Below are 20,372 nucleotides of genomic sequence, written 5' to 3' on the forward strand. Positions count from 1 at the left end.
TCGGTGCTCTTCGCCGCCCGTTCGATCAGCTCGCTGGTCATCGAGAAATCATAGGGCGATCCGGCGAGTGGGCAGAGCGGCGGCAGGACGAAGAAATCGATGCTGCCGTCGAGCCCTTGCAGCTCGCTGAAAAGTTGCCGCACGATCAGCAGCGTCAAGGCATGCAGCGCGCTTGCGACGGCCCCGACCGGTGGCTTGTCAAGAGCAAAGGCGTAGCCGGTGGGGAGAACGATCAGGCGCTTGGCGCCGCATGCGATTGCGACCTTGACCGGCGTGTTGCTCGATATCGCGCCATCGGCGAGATAGAGGCCGTTGAACCGTACCGGCGCGAAGGCTGCCGGTATCGCCACGCTCGCAATGATGGCCTGCGCAGCCGAGCCCTCCGAAAGCACGACCGTCTCGCCCGAGAGAATGTCGGTCGTGACGACATGCATCGGGATCTTTGCGTCCTCCAGATTGGCGTAAGAGAGATTGCGCTCAACAAGCCGATGCAACGGATCCGAGGCGATAAGGAAGTCCCGCCGGTACAGGAAGCCGAGCATCGTGCGCCAGCTCAACGGGAACACGTCGCGCCGGCGCAGTCCGCGCCAGATCGTCTCCAGTCGTTGGACACCTTCAAGCGTGGGGTTCCCCGCGTAATAGGCGCCATTCAGCGCTCCGACGCTTGAACCAACGACCATATCGGCTGCAATGCCCTGGCTCGCGAGCGATCGCAGCATGCCGACCTGGATGGCGCCGAAACTGCCACCTCCCGCAAGGACGAAGGCGGTTGCTGGTCGGGCAGCGGCGCTGGTCATGGGCAGGGCCTCCTCGGATTCCGCGGTCGTGACGCCGGGTGCTGTCGCGACCGCGAAGCCAGGATGTCGGCGGCTATGGCGCCGACACCGTGATGCGGCCCTTCATGTTKGGGTGGAAGCGGCAGTAATACTCGACCGTTTCCATCTTCTGCAGGACCAGACTCGCCGATTTCTTCGGCTGGATCATCACGTCCATCCCGCCCTTCACGGTCGCGGTGTGGGCGAGAATGTCCTTGTTGAGCCACTCGACGGTGTCCCCGACCTTCATGGTGATCTCCGCAGGCGAAAACACCAGCCGGTCGATCCCGACMTGAATGGTTTCCGCTTGTGCCGGAACAGCGCCCAGAGTCAGCGACAGTCCGGCAATGGCCCAGAGGCGCCGCTTCAACGACATGATCTTGTCCTCACCGGAGTTCGGCTGCGACATGTGCGGCGTGCTGCTCGTGGCCCTGGAAAATCTTCAGGCCGGTTTCGAGCAGGCCCTTCAGCTCGGTGTTGCTTGCCGAGGGGATCAGCAGTGTCTGGAGCGCGCCGTTCACCTGCTTGTGGTAGGCCACTTCGTTATCGACATAGGCCTTGTCGAAGGCTGCGCCCTGGAGTTTCGAGAGCTTGCTCCGCTCCGCTGTCGCGGCCTGAGACAAGGCGCGGCTGGTATCGTTGTCTTCAGGGCTGACCTTCAGCTTCTTGACCAGGTCGAGCGCCTGCTTGTTCACCGCTTCATGGTCTCGAACCATGTCATGGGCAAAGGCTACGACGGTCTTGTTCTTGGATTTCGCGATGGCTTGCTTTGCCGCCTCGACGTCGATCGTGCCGGCGGTATAGGCGATGTGCGCGATCTGCGGATCGGTCGGCGTGTCGGCGGCTTGCGCCAAGGACATCGCACCGAGAAGGCCAAGTGCGGCCAATGCCGTGTTCTGTCGCGTGAACATGGAACCTCCTTTGCCTGATCGCTTAATTGCTTCAGGCTTTGTCTTTCAATTGACGATCATTGGATGCTGCGGGATCGAAAACGTTCCCGGATTGATCAGGGAAAGCCGAGCCGTTTCATCACCGCGCCGGTCAGGCGCTCGCAGCGCCGGCCGGCAAATGGAAAGGCGTCGAGCAGGACGGGACCGATCTGTTCGTCCAGCTGCTTGCGCAGGAGGTGTCTGGCCCGGTGCAGACGGGTCTTGACGGTTTCGGGCCGCAGACCGAGCAATTCCGCCGTTTCTTCGACGCTCAGGCCTTCGATGACCCTGGCCATGAAGACCGAGCGATAGGCATCGGGGAGATTGTCGGTTGCCCGCTCGACAAGGTGAAGGATCTGTCGTTGCGCCATGGCCCGCTCTGGATCGTCACAACTCGTGTTGCAAGGAAACTGAATGATCTGCGCGGCGGCGGCGCCCCGGTCGCTGGATCGCGCGAGTTCCGCCTCTTTCCGGTTCTTGCGCAGACGCCCGAGCGCTTCGTTGATGACGATGCGGGACAACCAGGTGGCAAGCGTGGAGTCGCCGCGAAAACTCTCGAGATGGGTAAAGGCCCGGAGATAGGCCTCCTGCACGACGTCTTCGGCTTCGCTATCATTGCGGGCGAGACGGTAGAGCCGCTGATTATGCGTCCGCATGATCGTGCGGAATGCATCGCCGTCGCGCGCGAGCGCCCGGCGCGCCAGATCGAGGTCGTTGAGCACCGAGATAGAGTCGAGCGCATCTCTTCGAACCTGCGGCATGGGCGATCTCCTCCCTCTGTATGAGATGGAAAGCGACGGAAAAGGTTCCCAGAAAAACAGATACGCGCCGGCGGGATCTGCGCTGGCGGCAGCAGTGGTCCGCGAAGCTGATCCTGCCCAGCATAGGCCTGTTGAGCATGCGACGGCCACCGCAGCGAGGCCGCTCATCCATTGCGAAAGCAGGGCCGGGACTGGCCGGTTTATGCTGTGGCGAGGCCGTCCAGGGCTCAGGTCCGATCGGCGTTCATAACCCCAGAAAATCAGCTACCCACTCTCTGCGCATTCCAATAGGTTCAGCCTCAATCGGGACCAACTTCCGTTCGGGCCGACGATCCTGCCGCGGGCAGGGCGGGTTCGGCGGAACTGGGCGCGGACCAATCCGGCCCGAGGGTCATTAAGTGGGAGAGCTGACCATGAAAAAAATCCTGTTCGCCACGCTGTCGGCGGCTGCCCTGATGGCGGCGGGACCGCTGTCAGCCAAGACGTTGATCTATTGTTCGGAAGGTAGTCCCGAGAACTTCGCTCCGAGCATCAACACGACAGGCACGTCGTTCGATGCCAATACCCAGATTTACGACACCATCGTCCAGTTCGAACGCGGCGGGACCAAGGTCCTCCCCGCTCTGGCCGAGAAATGGACGGTTTCGGACGATGGGCTGGTTTACACATTCAACCTGCGCAAGGGCGTGAAGTGGCATAATACCCGCGCCTTCAAGCCGACGCGCGACTTCAATGCCGACGACTTCATCTTCATGATCGACCGGCAGTGGAAAGAAGATAATCCCTATTACAAGGTCACCAGCTCGAATCATTCCTATTTCAACGACATGGGCATGCCCAAGTTGCTGAAGTCGGTCGAGAAGGTCGATGACTACACCGTCAAGATCACGCTGAACAACCCTGAGGCGCCTTTCCTGTCAGACCTCGCGATGCAATATGCCAGCATCCAGTCGAAGGAATATGCCGATGCGATGCTGAAGGCCGGCACGCCCGAGAAGATCGATCAGGACCCGATCGGAACCGGGCCGTTCTCGCTGGTGCAGTATCAGAAGGATGCGATCATCCGGTACAAGGCGTTCCCGGAATACTGGGCCGGCAAGGCCAAGATCGACGACCTGATCTTCGCCATCACGCCGGATGCCTCGGTCCGCTGGGCCAAGCTTCAGAAGGGCGAATGCCATGTCATGCCCTATCCGAACCCGGCCGATCTGGACGCGATGAAGAAGGACGCCAATGTCCAGATCCTGGAGCAGCCGGGCCTGAACATCGGCTATCTCGCCTACAACACCACCAAGAAGCCGTTCGACGACGTCAAGGTGCGCCATGCCGTCAACATGGCGATCAACAAGAAGGCGATCATCGACGCCGTCTATCTGAGCAGCGGCATCGCGGCGATCAATCCGATTCCGCCCTCGATGTGGTCCTACAACGAGACCGTCAAGGACGATCCCTTCGATCCCGAGGCCGCCAAGAAGGCGCTTGCCGAGGCGGGTTATCCGAACGGCTTCGAGATGGACCTCTGGGCCATGCCGGTGCAGCGGCCGTACAACCCCAACGCCAAGCGCATCGCGGAGCTGATGCAGGCGGATCTCGCCAAGGTCGGCATCAAGGCCGAGATCAAGACCTTCGAGTGGGGCGAGTACCGCAAGCGCCTGCAGGCGGGCGAGCATCAGGCCGGCATGTTCGGCTGGACCGGCGACAATGGCGATCCGGACAACTTCCTGCACACGCTGCTGGGTTGCGATGCGTCGAAGAACAATGGCGGCAACGTCGCGAAGTTCTGCTACCAGCCCTTCGAGGACATCGTGCAGAAGGCCAAGAAGATTACCGATACGGCGCAGCGCACCGAGCTCTATCGCCAGGCCCAGGTGATCTTCAAGGAGCAGGCGCCCTGGTTCACCATCGCGCATGCGGTGCAACTGAAGCCTGTCCGCAAGGAAGTGAAGGACTTCAAGCTGTCCCCGTTCAGCAGGCATACCTTCTATGGCGTTGACATCAATTGAGGCCCTGCCCCGATTGATGCATTGATTGGGGCGCGGCCGAGAGGCCGCGCCCTTTTTACTTCGGGAGAGCGTCATGAAGATTAGACATTTCGCAGCGGCGGCTGCCGTTGCGTTAGCTTTACAGGCTGGCGCGGTCGCGGCTCAAACGCTCGTCGTCTGCTCAGAGGCGAGTCCCGACTTCCTCAATCCGCAGTTCTCCTCGCAGAACACGGCTTACGACGTGGCGGCCCAGATCTATGATCGCCTGGTCGCCACCGAGCGCGGCGGTTCCCAGATCATTCCGAGCCTGGCCGAATCCTGGACCATTTCCGAGGATGGGCTGACCTATACGTTCAAGCTGCGCAGCGGGGTGAAATGGCACGCGAACAAGGCGTTCACGCCGACACGCGGCCTTACGGCCGATGACGTGGTCTTTTCGTTCCAGCGCATGTTCGACGAGAACCATCCCTACCATAAGGTCGGAAGCACCAATTATCAGTTCTTCAACGAGATCGTCCGGCCCAGCCTGAAGGCGGTCGAGAAGGTCGATGACCAGACCGTCCGGCTTGTCCTGTCACGACCCTACGCACCCTTGCTCAGCGCGCTTTCGGTCGAGCCCATGTCGATCCTGTCGGCGGAATATGGCGATGCGATGCTGAAGGCGAGCACGCCTGAGCAGGTCAACCAGGCGCCGATCGGCACTGGCCCATTCTCGTTGCTGGCGTACCAGAAGGATGCCACGATCCGCTTTCGCGCGGTGCCCGACCATTGGACCAAGGCGGCCGGAAACCGGGATCGCATGGCGCTGGTCAACGACCTGATCTTCGTGATCACGCCGGACGCTTCGGTGCGGTTCGCCAAGGTGAAATCGGGCGAATGCCAGATCGCGCGCTATCCGAATCCCGGCGACCTGCCGGCGATGCGGGCGGACCCCAATCTGACGATGCTCTCCGGCAGCATTGCCGATCAGAGCTTCCTCGCCTTCAACCAGCAGAAGAAGCCCTTTGACGACAAGCGGGTGCGCGAGGCACTGGTCTATGCGACCAACATCCCTGCGATCATCGATGCCGTCTATCAAGGGACCGGCAAGCAGACGGCTGCGATCGTCCCACCCTCGCTCTGGTCGCATCACGAAGGCCTGAAGCCGCGCCCCTATGATCCGGAGAAGGCCAAGGCCCTGCTCGCGGAGGCGGGCCTGCCGAACGGCTTCAAGACCACGCTCTGGGCCATTCCCGTCGTCCGCGCCTATATGCCGAACGGACGCCGTGCGGCAGAGCTAATTCAGGCGGACTGGGCGAAGATCGGCGTCCAGGCCGAGATCCAGAGTTTCGAATGGGGCGAGTATCTCAAGCGGGGCCGCGCCGGCGACCATGAGGTCGGCATGTTCGGCTACACCTGGGACTATCCGGATCCGAGCCAGATCCTGCTGTCGGGCTGGCATTGCGACGGCGTGAAAACCGGTGCCAACCGGGCACGCTGGTGCAACCAGGAATTCTCCGACCTCCTGACCAAGGCCAATACGATCACGGATCAGGGCGAGCGCACCAAGATGTTCCTGCGCATGCAGGAGATCTTCCAGGAAGATGTCGGAGGTCTGCTCTTTGCCAATGCGCAGGCCTTCACGCCGGTGCGCAAGGATGTGAAAGACTACAAGATCCATTTCTTCGGCGGCCAGCCCTTTACCGGTGTATCGCTGGCGAAATGACGTTGACATTCGGGCGCGGAGAGGCGAACCGCGCCCGAATACAATTGGTGGCGGGGGGCAGTATCATGCGGATTTATATTTCGGCGGATATCGAGGGCATCGCCGGTGTCGTGACGCGCGAGCACACGCGCCCCGAAGGGTTTGAGTATCAGTCGGCGCGCATCTGGATGACCGACAGCGTCGCCGCCGCCGCCAACGCCGCCTTCGCGGCTGGGGCGAGCGAGGTCGTGATCAGCGACAGCCATGGCAACGCGCAGAACCTGCTGCTGGACCGCCTGCCCAAGGCAGTCCAGGTCGTCCGATCGTGGCCGCGCCCGCTCTCGATGATGCAGGGCATGGAGTCGGGCGACTATGCCGGCGCGCTTTTCATCGGGTACCACGCTGGCGCCACCAATCCGGACGGCATCCTGGCGCACACCTTTCGCAGCGCTTCGCTGCGCGAGGTTCGCGTCAATGGCGTCTCGGCCCCGGAAGCGATGATCAATGCCGCGATCGCCGGGCATTTCGGCACGCCCGTGCTGCTGGTCAGCGGCGATGATGTCTGCATCGAGGAGACCAGGGCGCTCCTGCCCGATATCGAGGCCGTCACGGTCAAATGGGCGCATAGCCGCCTCTCGGCGCGCACCTTGATGCCGGAGGCCTCGTACGAGCTGATTGCCGAGGGCGTGCAGCGCGCCATCGCACGCCGGGCGGGAATCGTCCCCTATCGGCTGCCGGGCCCGATCACGCTGGAACTCAGCTTCCTCTATCGGCAGCCGGTCGAGTACCTCGTCATGCTCAAGGGCATCGAGCGCCTCGACGCGTTCACGGTGCGCTACATCGCCGATGATATCCTCGATTTGCAGCGTTTCCTGGTCTTCGCATTAGGATATAGTTCTAATTTGCAATAGCAGGACGAAACATCCCGTTCGCGGTCCATGCTTCAGGCCGCCGGTACCCCGACAAGACTGGCTCATCCATGCTGCGTTTCATCCTGACCCGCGTCAGCCTGGTGATTCCGACCTTCATCGGCATCACGCTGCTCGCCTTTTTCCTGATCCGGCTGGTCCCGGGCGATCCGATCGAGACCATGGCCGGCGAGCGTGGCATCGATCCGGCTCGCCACGAGCTTTTGCGCAAGGAGTTCGGCTTCGACAAGCCGGTTCTGACGCAATACGGCATCTATATCAGTCGCGTTCTGCAGGGTGATCTCGGCAAGTCGATCGTGACACGCGAAAGCGTCATCTCGGAATTCTCGGCGCTGTTCCCGGCGACGATCGAGCTTGCGCTATGCGCGATCTTCCTGGCGCTTGCGATCGGCCTGCCGGCTGGCATCCTGGCTGCGGTCAAACGCAACTCGATCTTCGATCACGGCGTCATGGGGCTTTCCCTGACCGGTTATTCCATGCCGATCTTCTGGTGGGGCCTGCTGCTGATCCTGCTATTCTCTGTGCAGCTCGGCATCACGCCGGTCTCCGGCCGCATCGCGGTGCAGTATTATATCGAGCCGGTAACCGGCTTCCTGACGATCGACAGCCTGCTGGCGGGCGATTTCGGCGCCTTCAAGTCGGCGCTGTCGCATCTCGTCTTGCCGGCGATCGTCCTGGGTACGGTCCCGCTTGCGGTCATTGCCCGGATGACGCGCTCCGCCATGCTTGAAGTGCTCGGCGAGGACTATATCCGCACGGCGCGCGCCAAAGGCATGGCGCCTCTCAGGGTCATTGCGCTGCATGCGCTGCGCAATGCGCTCATTCCGGTGGTGACGGTCATTGGTCTGCAGGTCGGCGTACTGTTTACCGGCGCGATCCTGACCGAGACGATCTTCTCCTGGCCGGGAGTCGGCAAATGGCTGATCGAGGCGATCAGCCGGCGCGACTATCCGGTCCTGCAGGGGGGCACCCTGTTGATCGGCGTCGTCGTCATGAGCGTCAACCTCCTGGTCGATCTGCTTTACGGCCTGATCAATCCACGCATCAGACATGCGCGCTGAAGGACCTGTGATCGTGACATGGCTGATTTCTTCGCGGGACGCTGACAGATGACCGCCGAAACGCTTGAAGCACCCTCCGCTGCCGTACCGGCTGGCACGCCGCCGCATCCGCTGCGCGAATTCTGGAGCTATTTCAGCGCCAATCGCGGCGCGGTTGCCGGGCTCGTCGTCATCGTCGCGGTGTTGCTGATGGCGGTGTTCGCCGACGTCCTCTCGCCGCACTCGCCCTATCTCACCAACAATGCCGTCTTCCTCAAGCCACCCTTCTGGCAGGAGGGTGGCTCGCTGGCCTATCCGCTCGGCACCGACGCGATCGGCCGCGATATCCTGTCCCGACTGCTTCACGGTGCCCGTCTCTCGCTGGTGATCGGCATCGTGGTCGTTGCCATCGCCATGGCGGCAGGCATCGCGCTCGGCCTTGTCGCCGGCTTCTTCAAGGGCATCACCGAAATCGTCATCATGCGTCTGATGGACATCGTCCTGACGATGCCGAGCCTGCTGCTCGCCATCGTCATCGTCGCGATCCTCGGGCCGGGCCTGATGAACGCGATGCTGGCGGTCGCCATCGTGGTGCTGCCGCACTATGTCCGCATCACGCGTGCGGCGGTGATCGGCGAAACCTCCAAGGACTATGTCATCGCAGCCCGCGTCAGCGGTGCCGGCACGCTACGCCTGATGTTCAAGGAAGTGCTGCCGAATTGCGCCGCCCCTCTGATCGTCCAGGCGACGCTCGGCGTCTCCACCGCGATCCTCGACGCGGCGGCGCTCGGCTTCCTCGGCCTTGGCGCCCAGCCGCCGACGCCCGAATGGGGCACGATGCTGGCCGATGCGCGTGAATTCGTGCTGCGCGCCTGGTGGGTCGTCACCCTGCCGGGCCTGATGATCCTGATCACCGTGCTGGCGTTCAACCTGCTCGGTGATGGCCTTCGCGATGCCCTCGATCCCAAACTGAAGCGCTGACCATGCCGCTGCTCGAAGTTGAGAATCTGAGTGTCGAGTTCCCGACCTCTACGGGGGTGATGCGGGCGGTCGACGGTGTCAGCCTGTCGCTCGAGGAAGGAGAGATCCTCGGGGTGGTCGGCGAGTCCGGTTCAGGCAAGAGCGTCACCATGCTCGCGCTGATGGGACTTGTCGCATATCCCGGCCGAATCAAGGCCGACCGACTCGCCTTTGCCGGGCGCGACCTGCTCAAGATCTCCGATCGGGAGCGCCGGAAGCTCACCGGCAAGGATGTCGCGATGATCTTCCAGGAGCCGAGCACCAGCCTCAATCCCTGCTTCACCATCGGCTTCCAGCTGGCCGAGACGCTGAAGGCGCATGAGGGGATGGATAGCAAGGCGGCGCGCAGGCGCAGCATCGAGCTGCTCGAACAGGTTGGAATCCCTGCGCCGGAAAGCCGCCTCAAGGCCTTCCCGCATCAATTGTCCGGCGGCATGAACCAGCGCGTCATGATTGCCATGGCGATCGCGTGCAACCCCCGGCTGCTGATCGCCGACGAGCCGACGACGGCGCTCGACGTCACCATCCAGGCGCAGATCCTCGATCTCCTGATGTCGCTGCAGAAGGAGCGCGGCATGGCGCTCGTCCTGATCACTCATAATATGGGCGTGGTCGCGGAGACTGCGCAGCGCATCATGGTGATGTATGCCGGGCAGGTGATGGAGGAGCGCAATGTGGCGTCCCTCTTCGCGGCCCCCCAGCATCCCTATTCCGCAGCACTTCTTGCCGCCCTGCCGGAGCGCAGCGAAGGCGAGCACCGGCTCGCGACGATTCCCGGCATGGTTCCCGGCCCGCATGACCGCCCGCAGGGGTGCCTGTTCAGCCCGCGCTGCGCCTATGCCACGGATCATTCGCGCCTTGTGCGCCCGGATCTCCGGCCCTGGCAGGGAGGGCAGATCCGCTGCCACTACCCGCTTGGCGATCCGGAGCGGGAGAAGGCCAGAGCGGCGGGTGGCATTCACCCCGTGACGGTGGAGAGCACATCGTGAGCACTCCCATCGTCACAGCGCGCGAGCTGACACAGGTCTATTCGGTCAATCGCGGCTTCCTCCGCGCGCCGGCCCAGTTGCAGGCGGTCACCGGCGTGTCCTTCTCCGTGGAAGCCGGCAAGACGCTCGCCGTCGTCGGCGAATCCGGTTGCGGGAAGTCGACGCTCGCCCGCATGGCGACGCTGATCGAGAAGCCGACTTCGGGCGCGTTGATGCTCGACGGTCTTGACGCCGTCACGCCTCCTCCGGGCGAAGCCAAGCGCCTGCGGCGAACCGTGCAACTCGTCTTCCAGAACCCCTATGGCTCTTTGAACCCGCGCAAGAAGATCGGCGCGATCCTGGAAGAACCACTTCTGATCAATACCGCGCTGACGAAGGCGGAGCGGACAGAGCGGGCGCGGGCGATGATGGCCAAGGTCGGCCTGCGTCCGGAACACTACAACCGTTATCCGCATCAGTTCTCGGGGGGGCAGCGCCAGCGCATCGCGATCGCGCGCGCGCTCATCCTCTCGCCGAAGCTGCTGGTGGCCGACGAGCCGGTCTCGGCGCTCGACGTCTCGATCCAGGCCCAGGTGCTCAATCTGCTGGCCGATCTTCAGGACGAGCTCAAGCTCGCCTATCTCTTCATTTCGCATGATCTCGGCGTCGTGCGTCACATCGCACATGACGTGATGGTCATGTATCTCGGCCACGCCATCGAGCATGGCCCGAAGCATGYGATCTTCGCTCGGCCCTTGCACCCCTATACACAGGCGCTGCTGGCCTCGACGCCAAGCGTGGCGGCAGGAAAGCGAGAACGCATCGTGCTGCGCGGCGAGCTGCCGTCGCCGCTCGATCCGCCGAAGGGCTGCGTGTTCTCGACCCGCTGCCCCTATGTGACCGATCTCTGCCGGGCCGAGCGCCCGGTGGCGCGCCAGCTGGATGAGCGGCTCGTCGCTTGCCATTACGCGGAACGCTTCCTGGCCGAGGCGGCCTGAGCTGCAAGCGCGAGCAGTCGCGGTCGACTTCGATCGACCGCGACAGTGTTGGGACGTGGTTTTTGTTGAAGATCGGGGGGCGGCCGCGTCAGGGCTGATTGCCTGCGTTCGCCGCGGTTGCCCCGCCTTACGCCACCATTGATCTGGTCCAGTGGCCGGTCGCGAATGTCCTTCGCCCAGCCGTTCCGTGTTAATATCGGCCTGTGCGACAAGGTCGTTGCGACAGGAGGCTTGTGATGATTCTCCAGCTCGGCAGTACAGCACCTGATTTCGAGGCCGAAACGACGGAAGGGCGAATGCGCTTCCACGACTGGATCGGCGATTCCTGGTGTGTGCTCTTCTCCCACCCCAAGGATTTCACGCCGGTCTGCACGACCGAGCTCGGCTACATGGCCAAGATCAAGCCCGAGTTCGATCGGCGCAACGTCAAGATCATCAGCTTCAGCGTCGACCCGGTCGGGAACCATGCACGCTGGGCGGAGGACATCGGGGAAACGCAAGGCCACAAGCCGAACTACCCGATGATCGGCGATCCGGATCTGGAGATCTCCAAGCTCTACGGCATGCTGCCGGCCAGCACATCCGGCACCTCGGATGGCAGGACGCCGGCCGACAACCAGACCGTGCGCAATGTCTTCGTCATCGGGCCCGACAAGAAGATCAAAGTGATCCTGGTCTATCCGATGACGACAGGGAGGAATTTCGACGAGGTTCTGCGTGTCATCGATTCACTCCAGCTGACGGCGAAGCACCGGGTCGCGACCCCCGCCAACTGGAAGGAGGGTGAAGACGTGATCATCGCCGGCTCGGTGTCGAACGATGAAGCGAAGCAGCTCTATCCGGATGGCTGGAGGGAACCCAAGCCCTATATCCGCATCGTGGCGCAGCCTGGGGGCTGAGAGAGACTTTGCCTCAAGCGATGCTCGCTACAGTCGCAGTAAGGCGACGAGCTGTGGGAGCAGGATTGCAGCCCGCCCGTGGCCGGTTCTGCGCCAGAGGGACGGCTGGTTGCATCAGCGCCCGTCAATTCCTCGCTTTGGCGTTGCGACTCACCAGCTGACCTTGATGCCGAGCCTGCCGTCATAGGCATGCGAGCGGCCGTTGAGGCCGATCGAGTAGCCGGCGCTGGCGTAGAGGGCGGTGTTCCTGGTCATCTGCGCGTCGGCGCCGACCTTGAACTCGGCCCAGCTGCCGCCGAGATCGGCGCGAAACGGGATGAAGCCGGTGGCCGAGGAGAACGCGGTCTTGGGATTGCCCATGAACTCGTTCCAGAGGCTGGCCTTCAGCCAGGCGGTCAGCATCCGCGGTTTGACGCCGCCAGTGGCGTCCTCCAGCGTMCAGCTTCGCGCAAGGCGGGCGCCGATCCGGCCGGCGAGTGAGTCGGCATCGGAGAAGCGCACCAGCGCTGCCGAGTCGGAGGCGCTCCCGTTCGAAATCGTCTGATAGACCAGTTGCGCCTGCGGCTCGAGGATGACGCCGTAGCCGAGCTGGAGCGGATAGCCGCCTTCGAGCGAGGCGGCAAAGCCGAACGCGTCGCGGTTGAGGATGAAGCCGCGCTTGGAATCGGCCTTGGCATCGTACCAGGTGCCCTGGACGACGCCGTCGAGATACCAGCCCGACGGCCCGAAATGGGTCCAGTAGCCGCCGAGCGAGTAGGCATCGATGGTGTTCCGCCCGGCCCTGATGCCGTTGAAATGGGTGACGTCGCTCTCGATCCGGCCAATCGCGGCATAGATGCCGGCATGGTCTCGCGAGCCGTCGGCGCTCACGCTGCGATAGAGGTCGAGACCGGCCTGGAAGGCATAGAGGTCGTAGTCGTAATTCGGGCCGTTGCGGAAGATGCCCCAGGGCCCGCCATCCTGGTTGCCATGGGTGCCGATGATCCGGGCCCAGCCGGCCGAGGCATAAGAGCGACCGGGTGCGGCTGCGCTCGCCGGCAGCCGCACGGTGGTCGTGCAGCGAAAGTTCTTGTCGGGGTTCTTGCACCAGATCGTGCGCTCCTCGCTGACCGCCGGCGCTTCCAGCGGCGCGAGTTCGCCGACGCGCTCATGCAGGCTGTCGATCAGGGTACGGCCATAGATCAGCTGCATCGCSGGCAGSGCSGCRTAGAGCGAGGTTTCGCGGCGAAAATCCGGGATGCCCGTTCCTGGTGGAGATGGCGTCGGTCCGGGACCGGGCGGCGCAGGGGTTATCTCGGAGCGCAGGTACCAGTTTTCCGGACCCGAGGCGTCGACGCTGCTGCGGTACAGTGAATACTCATAAGGGCCCGCGACCACCGGCTGGCCGAGCGCGAAGGCTCCAGGCACGGTCGTGCCACCATTGATCGCGYCGACCACCAGGATGCCGTTGCCGATGGTGAGATTGCCCGGGCCCGTGGTGTTCGTCACGCGCATGAACGAATTGCCACTGGCAACGCCGCCGTTGATCACCAGCCGGTCCGAGGGAGAGCCATCACTGCCGAGGAAGGTGTTGAGTCCGAGCGTTCCGCCCGCGCCCAAATAATTCCGTGTCGTCAGCGTCTTGTAGCTGCCCAATATCGTTGGATCGCCACCCGGCGGCGTGAACTGGATCAGCCCGGCATTCGCAACCTGCTGCGTGACGGTCGAGTTCGCGGTGACCGTCCAGGTGCTGGTCGGGTCGACCGTGACATTGGTCACGTCGAAGGCCGCCCCCGTCCATTGCGAGCCGGTTGCGAGGCTGATGTTGGCGGTGGTCTGCGCGGCGACGAGCGCATCGCCGGTCAGGACGCTCCCGTTCGAGGCGTCAAACTGCACGGCGGTTGGCTGCGCCGGGCCGAAGGTGCTGGCGAAGGTCTGGAGCAAGAGCCCGCCACCACCTGTCACGACCGTTCCAGCGGTTGTCAGATTGAGCGGGCCTTGTGCCTCCACCGCGGTCGAGGTCGCACTGGTCAGGCTGCCGCCCGACAGCCTGACGAGGTTCACGCTGGTTGGGGTGATGTTCAACGAGGAAAGGCCAACGGTGCCCGAACCCGTCGCCTGGACAGTCGTGCCGGTCAGGTCGATCAAGCCCGGCCCGCCGTTGATGAAGAGGGCGGCGCCGCCTGCTCCGGAGGTCGTCACGCGCGAAGCGCGCCCGATGACGGTGCCGTTGGAATCGACGCGGATGCCAAAAGCGTTCGTCCCCGTCGTGGTGATCGTGTTGTCGGTCATGTCGACGGTGCCGCCGAGGCCGGCATCGGCGCCGGCCGCAGCATTGCTCGAGGTCACAGTGATGGTCGTGCCGGTGCTGGTGATCAGGGCTCCGGCTCCCTGTGCCAGCAGGCCGCTGACCGGAATCGCGCCGACCAAGCTGAAGACCGAGCCGACGGGCCCTGCAGCGGTCGCGAGATTGGCCGTTTGGAGCACATAGGCGTTCGGGCCCTGCTCCGAGTTGATGGTGATGACGCTGCGCCCCGAGAGCGTGATGCTGCTGTTCGCTCGCGCCCAGGCGCCGGCGGCTGCATTCGGACCCTGAACTGTCACGTCCGCGATGTTGAGCGAGCCACCGTTGACGGCGAAAAGGCCGGTGCTGCCTGGCCCACCGGAGGCATTGTTGAGATTGACGGTCAATCCGTTGCCGATGGTGCCGAGCGCCACCGCCGTATTGTCGACGCCTATGCCGACATTGCCGGTGCCGTTCATTTGAAACGTCGACCGGGGAAGGATGCTGACCTGGCCGCCGTCATGGAGATAGATCCCCATCGAGCCGCCGCCATTCATCGTGACCGGAATGAGAACGTCCGCAATGACGCGGCTGCCGGTGCCCGAAGCCCCGAGACCGACGGAGTTGAACGCAGCCGTCGTGATGCTCGTGCCGCTGTGCAGATTGACGGTGCCGCCGCCCTCCGCGATCGCGCCATGGCCTGCCGAGATGGTCGGGGTTGCGGTCGCGGTGTTGTTGACGATGACGTTCGTGGCGTCGATTCTGCCGCCGATCGCGACAAGTCCTGCTCCAACGCCAGTCGTCGTGATCGAGACGCCGTTGAGAGTTGCGCTACTGGCGGCACCATTGGCGAGAACTGCGTGGCCGCCTTGGGTCAGGATGCTGAGATTGCCGTTCGGCACGGTGATCGCGCCGCCATTGGCCTGGAGCGCATTGCCGTTCAATGCCTGAAAGGTAATCGGGCCGGGAAGGGGCACCGCCAGACTGTCGATGACGAGCGTGCCACCGGTGACGTTGCTTGCGTTCGTGGCACCGGGCGTCGCGACATTCGTGCTGCCGACGACGGTCGTGGTGCCCGCCGTGACATTGATCGTCGCCGTGATCGTCGGTGGGCTCGGCCCGACCGTCTGGGCGCCGAGCGGGAGGGAGGACAAGAGCAGCCCGACGCTTGCTGCTCCGCAGGCTGGCAGGCCACTCGTAGGCACGACCCAACGGTACATCATTCTCATGATGCCCTCCGGTTGCGGTGGCCCTTGGTCCTACGCTTCTGTTCTCGCCYTGCGCCGAATCACCCGTGTTTCTGCCGGCAGCACGGACAACCGTCGATAGGGAAAACCCTGAGATACGGCGTTCGCGGTTTCGTTGGTTTCCATGAGATTAACGACGGCTCCCACGCAACATGGCCTCCGTGGCCGGTCGGCCATGGCGGTCATGTTGCGTGGGGTAGCCGGAGGGGCAGCGGTTGAGGACTTCGCCGCGTTCAGCGGATTCAGCGCAGCGGGGGAGCGTACAGGATTCCGCCCATGCTCCAGAGCTGGTTCAAGCCACGCGGGATGCCGAGGCGGGATTTCACACCAAGATTGCGCTCGTAGAGTTCAGAGTAGTTGCCGACGGCCTTCACGGCCCGAATGGCCCAGGCATTGTCGAGCCCGAGCATCTTGCCGAAACCACCCTCGGCGCCGATGAAGCGACGGACGTCAGGCTTGGCGGAGGCCAGGGCCTCGGCCGTGTTGGTTGAGGTGATGCCAAGCTCCTCGGCGTTCACGAGAGCAAAATTCACCCATTTGACGAAGGTGAACCAGGCGAAATCGTCACCGCGCGTCACCGGGCCAAGCGGCTCCTTCGAGATCACGTCAGGCAGGATGACGGCATCGGCGGGGCGAGGAAGCTTCAGGCGTTCGGCATAGAGCGCCGACTGGTCGCGCGTCAGCACATTGCATTCGCCAGCCTGGAAGGCCGCGAGAGCAGCGGCAGCCGTCGGGAAGGCACGCTCTTCATAGGTTATCGAGTTCGAGCGCAGGAAGTCGGAGAGGTTGAGTTGCGTCGTCGTGCCCGCTTCGACGCAAATCTTGGTGCGGTCGAGTTCGAGCGCCGAGGTTGCCGTCACCGACTTCATGATCATGAATCCCTGGCCGTCGTGATAGGTCACGCCGGCGAAAGACAGGCCGAGCTCGGCCTCGCGCGCCAGAGTCCAGCTGGAGTTGCGCGAGAGCAGGTCGACCTGGCCGGCGCGCAGCGCGTCGAAACGCTGGCTCGCCGAAAGCGGTACGAAGCTGACCTTGGCCGGATCATCGAAAATCGCGGCCGCGACGGCCCGGCAGAAATCGACATCGAAACCCGACCACGCGCCTTGCGCATCCTTCTCGGAGAAGCCGATCAGGCCTTCGCTGACGCCGCATTGCAGGGTGCCGCGCTGCCTGACGGTGTCGAGCGTTCCGGCTGCGGCCGGCTGCGCCGCTCCCCAGAGCGTGACGGCCGCGAAACAGGCAAGCGCGCTGCGAAGGTAGGTCTTGGCCGCGTTCAGCATGACCATCGGTCTCCGGTTGGGACAGATTGCGGAATTGGCAGGGGGCTCGCGCAAGTCAGAGACTTGCACCGTGTCAGAGACTTGCACCGTGCCGGACGACGACCTTGGTGTTGAGCGGGACGCGCTCATACAGATCGATGATGTCGCCATTGGCGAGGCGGAAACAGCCGGACGAAATCGATTGGCCGATGGTCTCAGGCTGGTTGGTGCCGTGGACCCGGAAAACCGTCGAGCCGAGATAGAGCGCTCGCGCTCCCATCGGGTTCCCCGGACCGCCGGCCATGAAGCGCGGCAGATAGGGCTGGCGTGCGATCATCTCCGGCGGCGGGCGCCAGTCCGGCCATTCCGCCTTGCGGCTGATCTTGACCAGGCCCGACCACTGGAAGCCTTCACGGCCGACGCCGATGCCGTAGCGCAGAGCGCGGTTATTGCCCTGGACGACATAGAGGAAGCGTTCCGAGGTATGAATCACCACGGTTCCCGGCGGCTCGTTGGAGCGGAACAGCACGGCCTGACGCGCGTAGGGGCCGTCGGCGACAACGGTTTCCTCACCCGAAATGCGCCCCGGCTCGTCACCGATGTCGAGGGTCTCCGCCTCGCCGGCCTTGGGGGCCGCGAATGCGCTGCCGGGCAGTGTCGCGACAGCACCCAAGGCCAGAGCCGCAAGGCCGAGGCAGGTTCCAGCGATTGTCTGCTTCCGTCCGCTTACCCGCATACTGCTCACTCCCGGATTGTAAGATGCGCTCAGGCTCCGCAGCGCACGAAGATGAAGGTTCCATAGCGGCGATGCGCGTCGGGATCGACGAAGCGCATGACCAGCTCCCTGTCGGTCGCGGACAGGATTTCGCGATCCTGCGGGTCCCCGGCGGGAGCCTCGAAGCCGAGGAAGTTTCTGCCGCCCGGTCCGCCCTTGAGCTTGAGCTCATAGAGCTTGGGATCGTCGGCGACATGCATCATGACGCCGTCGGTCGGGCCCTTGGTGATCGAGTAGGGCATGTTGCACTGGGCCTTGGCCTGGGCCTCGGTCCGCTTGCGGTCCTTGTCGGCGTGGAAGGAGGCGATGCCCCATTTCCCGATCAGGCGCTCGCGCGGGATGCTGCTCGGTCCAGCTGCGGCACCGGCGGACGAGCTGCCTGCATTTTCACTGGTTCCGGCGCAGCCTGCTGCGGCCAGCGTGAACGCCGCCGCGGCGAGGCGGGTCAGCATGCCAGATCGAAGAGAAGTTGTTCTGGGAGGGTTTGCACCGCCTGAATGGTGCAGAATTGCCGGAAAAGTGGCTTGGCCTCTGTCGTGTTGCGGTACCACATTACACTCCAGCATCTTCGGACACAGGTCATCATGGACGAAGCCGCCGGCAGAATTCAAGCCATCACTTGCACAAGCATCGATGTATCTTCCGCTGCGAGATCTATGACCTTCCCCACGCGGTGTTGAACGCGCCTGAACAGCGCAGGCGCCTCCCTGGTTATTGGCCTGGAACGGAGTTGGGGCGCGCTTGCAAGCCCAGGAAATGCCGGATGACCGGTTTGTCCTGGCCTGTATGGAATTTCGTGACTTCCGCCTGGATATCGGCATCGGCCTGCGAGACACGCCTGTGCTGACGCAGATGCTCGGCCCAGGACTCGACCATGAACCATTCAAGGATGCAGTCGGGGTCGGCGGCATCCTCGCTGACGCCCCAGGCGAAGGCGCCGTCCCGGCGCCGCTCCGGAGCGAGCCGCGCCACCGCCTCGAGGAAGGCGGCCCGGCTTTCGCGAGCGACACGGTACTCGATCGTGATGGTGACGGGGCCGCGATCGTGTTCGACCGGATCGGCGATCGCCGGCTCCGGCCAATGGGTCGAGGGGGTGAGATCGGCCTCGCCCGCCGGTAGCCGCAGGCGCAGGACCGCAACGGCGACCAGCGCGAGCGCGAGTGCTGCGACGAGCAAGGTGGCATGCAGCCCGATTGCTTCGGCAACAAGCCCCCAGAGCAGGCTTCCGGCGGCCGACGCGCCGTTGAAGATCGTGAGGTAGATCGCCAGGCCGCGCCCGCGCACCCAGTTTGGCAGAATGGCCTGTACCGTGCCGTTCAGCGTCGTCAGCGCAGCGATCCAGGCCCCGCCCAGGACGAGCAGCATGAGAATGGCGAGCCATTGCGGTGGCACCGCCGCCAACGCCGCCGTCACGGCGGCCGTGACGAGTGCGGCGCCGAGCATGATGCCGTCGGCATCGAGATGGGCCCGGATCCGCGGCAGCACGATGGCGCCTGCGATCGCGCCGGCTCCTACAGCTCCGAGAAGGAGGCCATAGAAACCGGCGCCCCCGCCGAGCAGCTGTCGGGCAACGAGGGGCAACAGCGCCCAGATGGCGCTGGCGCCGGCGAAGAACAGGACGGCCCGCAGAAGAACCAGGTGAAGCTCTCGACTGGCGCGGGCGTAGCGCAGCCCCGCCCTGAAAGCGCCGCCGAAATGTTCGCGGAGCTCGTCGTCGGCGCCGGCGGGGCGCTGCCACCAGAGCAGTGCCGCGATGACGAAGACATAGCTCAGGACGTCGGCGCCATAGGTCGAGGCGGCACCAAAGGCCGCCAGGAGCGCGCCGCCGGCGGCAGGGCCGATCGCGCGGGCAATGTTGATGCCGAGCGAGTTCAGGGCGACGGCATTGCGCAGCTCGGTCATCGGCACGAGCTCGGGGACGATCGATTGCCAGGTCGGCCCCATCAAGGCCGCGCCGACACCGCCGATGAAGGTCAGCCCGACCAGAAGTTCGATCGTCAGCCGGTTGGTCAGGGCCAGCGTCATCAGGACAGCGCTGGTGCAGCCCAGCAGCAGCTGGACGCCGATCAACAATTTCCTACGGTCGACGATGTCGGAGAGCACGCCGGCCGGGATCGCGAGGAGGAAGATCGGCAAGGTACCGGCGACCTGGATCATGGCGACAGCCGCAGGCGAGCCGGAGAGATCGGTGACCAGCCAGCCGCTTGCGACGTCGCGCATGAAGGAGCCGACATTGCCAAGGACCGTGGCCGCCCAGAGTACGGCGAAGACGGAGTGCCGTAGTGGCGCGAAGGCCGAAGACGCCGGTCTGGCTGCGGTATCGTGCGGCACTTGGGTCATCAGACTCGTGCTCCCCGGCTCGAACGGGCGGAAAGCACTGCCAGCAGCGCCAGCCCGCCGACAATCGAGACATGCTCGAAGAAGATGTTCTGATGCAGGAAGCGCTCGCCCGCGGGCTTCAGCCAGAAGGCATGGGCATAGAGTGTCGCGAGGATCGTGAAGCCGGCCAGCGCCGCCGCGCCGATCCAGGCATAGCGGCCGCCGGCAATCAGCAATGCGGAACCGCCGAGCTGCGTCAGGATGACGAGCGTGGCGAAGAATGCGGCAGGCTCGAGCCCGGTCAGACCGCGGACCTCGGCGGTCGCTCCCGCGAAATCGAACAGCTTGGCGATGCCGCTGAGCATGAAGGGCAGCGCCACAGCGACGCGGGCGAGAACAACCAGCCAGGGCTGGCCAAGGAGCCGTTCGACGGCGTGCTGAGCGGAAGAGAGTGGCGAACCGGGCATGATCGATCCCTTCGTGC

At 64.0% G+C, this 20,372-nt stretch carries 18 protein-coding genes; 8 read left to right on the top strand and 10 right to left on the bottom strand.

Annotation, left to right across the window (positions count from 1 at the left end):
• The 4 genes from AC1DJT_RS09980 to AC1DJT_RS09995 all read right to left on the bottom strand — a co-directional run.
• A partial coding sequence (locus AC1DJT_RS09980) for a patatin-like phospholipase family protein (RefSeq protein WP_476833985.1) occupies positions 1-797 on the bottom strand: 797 nt, incomplete at its 3' end.
• A gap of 73 nt (positions 798-870) precedes the next feature.
• The gene (locus tag AC1DJT_RS09985) at positions 871-1,191 is read right to left on the bottom strand and encodes a cupredoxin domain-containing protein (protein ID WP_476833995.1); all 321 of its coding nucleotides are present in this window, start codon (positions 1,189-1,191) and stop codon (positions 871-873) included.
• 10 nt (positions 1,192-1,201) lie between these two features.
• The gene (locus tag AC1DJT_RS09990; protein WP_441504266.1) at positions 1,202-1,726 is read right to left on the bottom strand and encodes a DUF4142 domain-containing protein; all 525 of its coding nucleotides are present in this window, start codon (positions 1,724-1,726) and stop codon (positions 1,202-1,204) included.
• Between the two features lie 95 nt (positions 1,727-1,821).
• Entirely contained in the window at positions 1,822-2,505 is a 684-nt protein-coding gene (locus AC1DJT_RS09995) for an RNA polymerase sigma factor (RefSeq protein ID WP_476775313.1), read from the bottom strand.
• Between the two features lie 413 nt (positions 2,506-2,918).
• Here AC1DJT_RS09995 and AC1DJT_RS10000 point away from each other — a divergent pair, with 413 nt between their 5' ends.
• The 8 genes from AC1DJT_RS10000 to AC1DJT_RS10035 all read left to right on the top strand — a co-directional run bounded on the left by AC1DJT_RS10000 (position 2,919) and on the right by AC1DJT_RS10035 (position 12,025).
• Positions 2,919-4,508, top strand: a complete 1,590-nt coding sequence (locus tag AC1DJT_RS10000; RefSeq protein ID WP_441487815.1) for an ABC transporter substrate-binding protein — start codon at positions 2,919-2,921, stop codon at positions 4,506-4,508.
• Positions 4,509-4,581: 73 nt separating this feature from the next.
• Positions 4,582-6,192, top strand: coding sequence for an ABC transporter substrate-binding protein (locus tag AC1DJT_RS10005; RefSeq protein WP_476767665.1), 1,611 nt, complete (start codon positions 4,582-4,584; stop codon positions 6,190-6,192).
• A 65-nt stretch (positions 6,193-6,257) separates the two neighbouring features.
• Positions 6,258-7,082, top strand: a complete 825-nt coding sequence (locus tag AC1DJT_RS10010; RefSeq protein WP_441504269.1) for a M55 family metallopeptidase — start codon at positions 6,258-6,260, stop codon at positions 7,080-7,082.
• A 68-nt stretch (positions 7,083-7,150) separates the two neighbouring features.
• Positions 7,151-8,161, top strand: a complete 1,011-nt coding sequence (locus AC1DJT_RS10015; RefSeq protein WP_069879020.1) for an ABC transporter permease subunit — start codon at positions 7,151-7,153, stop codon at positions 8,159-8,161.
• Positions 8,162-8,209: 48 nt separating this feature from the next.
• Positions 8,210-9,121 carry an ABC transporter permease subunit gene (locus AC1DJT_RS10020; protein WP_441487818.1) on the top strand — a complete coding sequence of 304 codons (912 nt, stop codon included), beginning with the start codon at positions 8,210-8,212 and terminating at the stop codon, positions 9,119-9,121.
• A 2-nt stretch (positions 9,122-9,123) separates the two neighbouring features.
• On the top strand, positions 9,124-10,149 hold the full coding sequence (locus AC1DJT_RS10025; protein ID WP_441487819.1) for an ABC transporter ATP-binding protein: 1,026 nt from the start codon (positions 9,124-9,126) through the stop codon (positions 10,147-10,149).
• Positions 10,146-11,126, top strand: a complete 981-nt coding sequence (locus AC1DJT_RS10030) for a peptide ABC transporter ATP-binding protein (RefSeq protein WP_476833986.1) — start codon at positions 10,146-10,148, stop codon at positions 11,124-11,126. The genes AC1DJT_RS10025 and AC1DJT_RS10030 overlap by 4 nt, the downstream gene beginning before the upstream one ends.
• Before the next feature lie 236 nt (positions 11,127-11,362).
• Positions 11,363-12,025 (top strand): peroxiredoxin, encoded by a 663-nt coding sequence (locus AC1DJT_RS10035; protein WP_476767666.1) that lies wholly within the window; start codon positions 11,363-11,365, stop codon positions 12,023-12,025.
• A gap of 150 nt (positions 12,026-12,175) precedes the next feature.
• Here AC1DJT_RS10035 and AC1DJT_RS10040 read toward each other — a convergent pair whose 3' ends face one another.
• The 6 genes from AC1DJT_RS10040 to AC1DJT_RS10065 form a co-directional block, all read right to left on the bottom strand.
• A complete protein-coding gene (locus AC1DJT_RS10040; protein ID WP_476833987.1) occupies positions 12,176-15,517 on the bottom strand; it encodes an autotransporter family protein in 3,342 nt (1,113 codons plus the stop codon).
• A gap of 260 nt (positions 15,518-15,777) precedes the next feature.
• Complete coding sequence (locus AC1DJT_RS10045; RefSeq protein WP_441504272.1) at positions 15,778-16,815, bottom strand: amino acid ABC transporter substrate-binding protein; 1,038 nt, start codon at positions 16,813-16,815, stop codon at positions 15,778-15,780.
• A 73-nt stretch (positions 16,816-16,888) separates the two neighbouring features.
• Positions 16,889-17,530, bottom strand: coding sequence for a L,D-transpeptidase (locus AC1DJT_RS10050; protein WP_441487823.1), 642 nt, complete (start codon positions 17,528-17,530; stop codon positions 16,889-16,891).
• A 29-nt stretch (positions 17,531-17,559) separates the two neighbouring features.
• A complete protein-coding gene (locus AC1DJT_RS10055) occupies positions 17,560-18,021 on the bottom strand; it encodes a hypothetical protein (protein ID WP_441487824.1) in 462 nt (153 codons plus the stop codon).
• 259 nt (positions 18,022-18,280) lie between these two features.
• Positions 18,281-19,909, bottom strand: a complete 1,629-nt coding sequence (locus AC1DJT_RS10060; RefSeq protein WP_476833988.1) for an MFS transporter — start codon at positions 19,907-19,909, stop codon at positions 18,281-18,283.
• Positions 19,909-20,355 (bottom strand): DoxX family protein, encoded by a 447-nt coding sequence (locus tag AC1DJT_RS10065; RefSeq protein ID WP_476767669.1) that lies wholly within the window; start codon positions 20,353-20,355, stop codon positions 19,909-19,911. The genes AC1DJT_RS10060 and AC1DJT_RS10065 overlap by 1 nt, the downstream gene beginning before the upstream one ends.
• Positions 20,356-20,372 lie beyond the last annotated feature (17 nt).

Source organism: Allobosea sp. 05T422_2 (assembly GCF_056396265.1).

Bases quoted from the DNA above. Each gene is read 5' to 3' on its own strand.
- AC1DJT_RS09990 (WP_441504266.1), bottom strand. From the start codon at position 1,726: ATGTTCACGCGACAGAACACGGCATTGGCCGCACTTGGCCTTCTCGGT.
- AC1DJT_RS09995 (WP_476775313.1), bottom strand. From the start codon at position 2,505: ATGCCGCAGGTTCGAAGAGATGCGCTCGACTCTATCTCGGTGCTCAAC.
- AC1DJT_RS10000 (WP_441487815.1), top strand. From the start codon at position 2,919: ATGAAAAAAATCCTGTTCGCCACGCTGTCGGCGGCTGCCCTGATGGCG.
- AC1DJT_RS10005 (WP_476767665.1), top strand. From the start codon at position 4,582: ATGAAGATTAGACATTTCGCAGCGGCGGCTGCCGTTGCGTTAGCTTTA.
- AC1DJT_RS10010 (WP_441504269.1), top strand. From the start codon at position 6,258: ATGCGGATTTATATTTCGGCGGATATCGAGGGCATCGCCGGTGTCGTG.
- AC1DJT_RS10015 (WP_069879020.1), top strand. From the start codon at position 7,151: ATGCTGCGTTTCATCCTGACCCGCGTCAGCCTGGTGATTCCGACCTTC.
- AC1DJT_RS10020 (WP_441487818.1), top strand. From the start codon at position 8,210: ATGACCGCCGAAACGCTTGAAGCACCCTCCGCTGCCGTACCGGCTGGC.
- AC1DJT_RS10025 (WP_441487819.1), top strand. From the start codon at position 9,124: ATGCCGCTGCTCGAAGTTGAGAATCTGAGTGTCGAGTTCCCGACCTCT.
- AC1DJT_RS10035 (WP_476767666.1), top strand. From the start codon at position 11,363: ATGATTCTCCAGCTCGGCAGTACAGCACCTGATTTCGAGGCCGAAACG.
- AC1DJT_RS10045 (WP_441504272.1), bottom strand. From the start codon at position 16,815: ATGCTGAACGCGGCCAAGACCTACCTTCGCAGCGCGCTTGCCTGTTTC.
- AC1DJT_RS10050 (WP_441487823.1), bottom strand. From the start codon at position 17,530: ATGCGGGTAAGCGGACGGAAGCAGACAATCGCTGGAACCTGCCTCGGC.
- AC1DJT_RS10055 (WP_441487824.1), bottom strand. From the start codon at position 18,021: ATGCTGACCCGCCTCGCCGCGGCGGCGTTCACGCTGGCCGCAGCAGGC.
- AC1DJT_RS10060 (WP_476833988.1), bottom strand. From the start codon at position 19,909: ATGACCCAAGTGCCGCACGATACCGCAGCCAGACCGGCGTCTTCGGCC.
- AC1DJT_RS10065 (WP_476767669.1), bottom strand. From the start codon at position 20,355: ATGCCCGGTTCGCCACTCTCTTCCGCTCAGCACGCCGTCGAACGGCTC.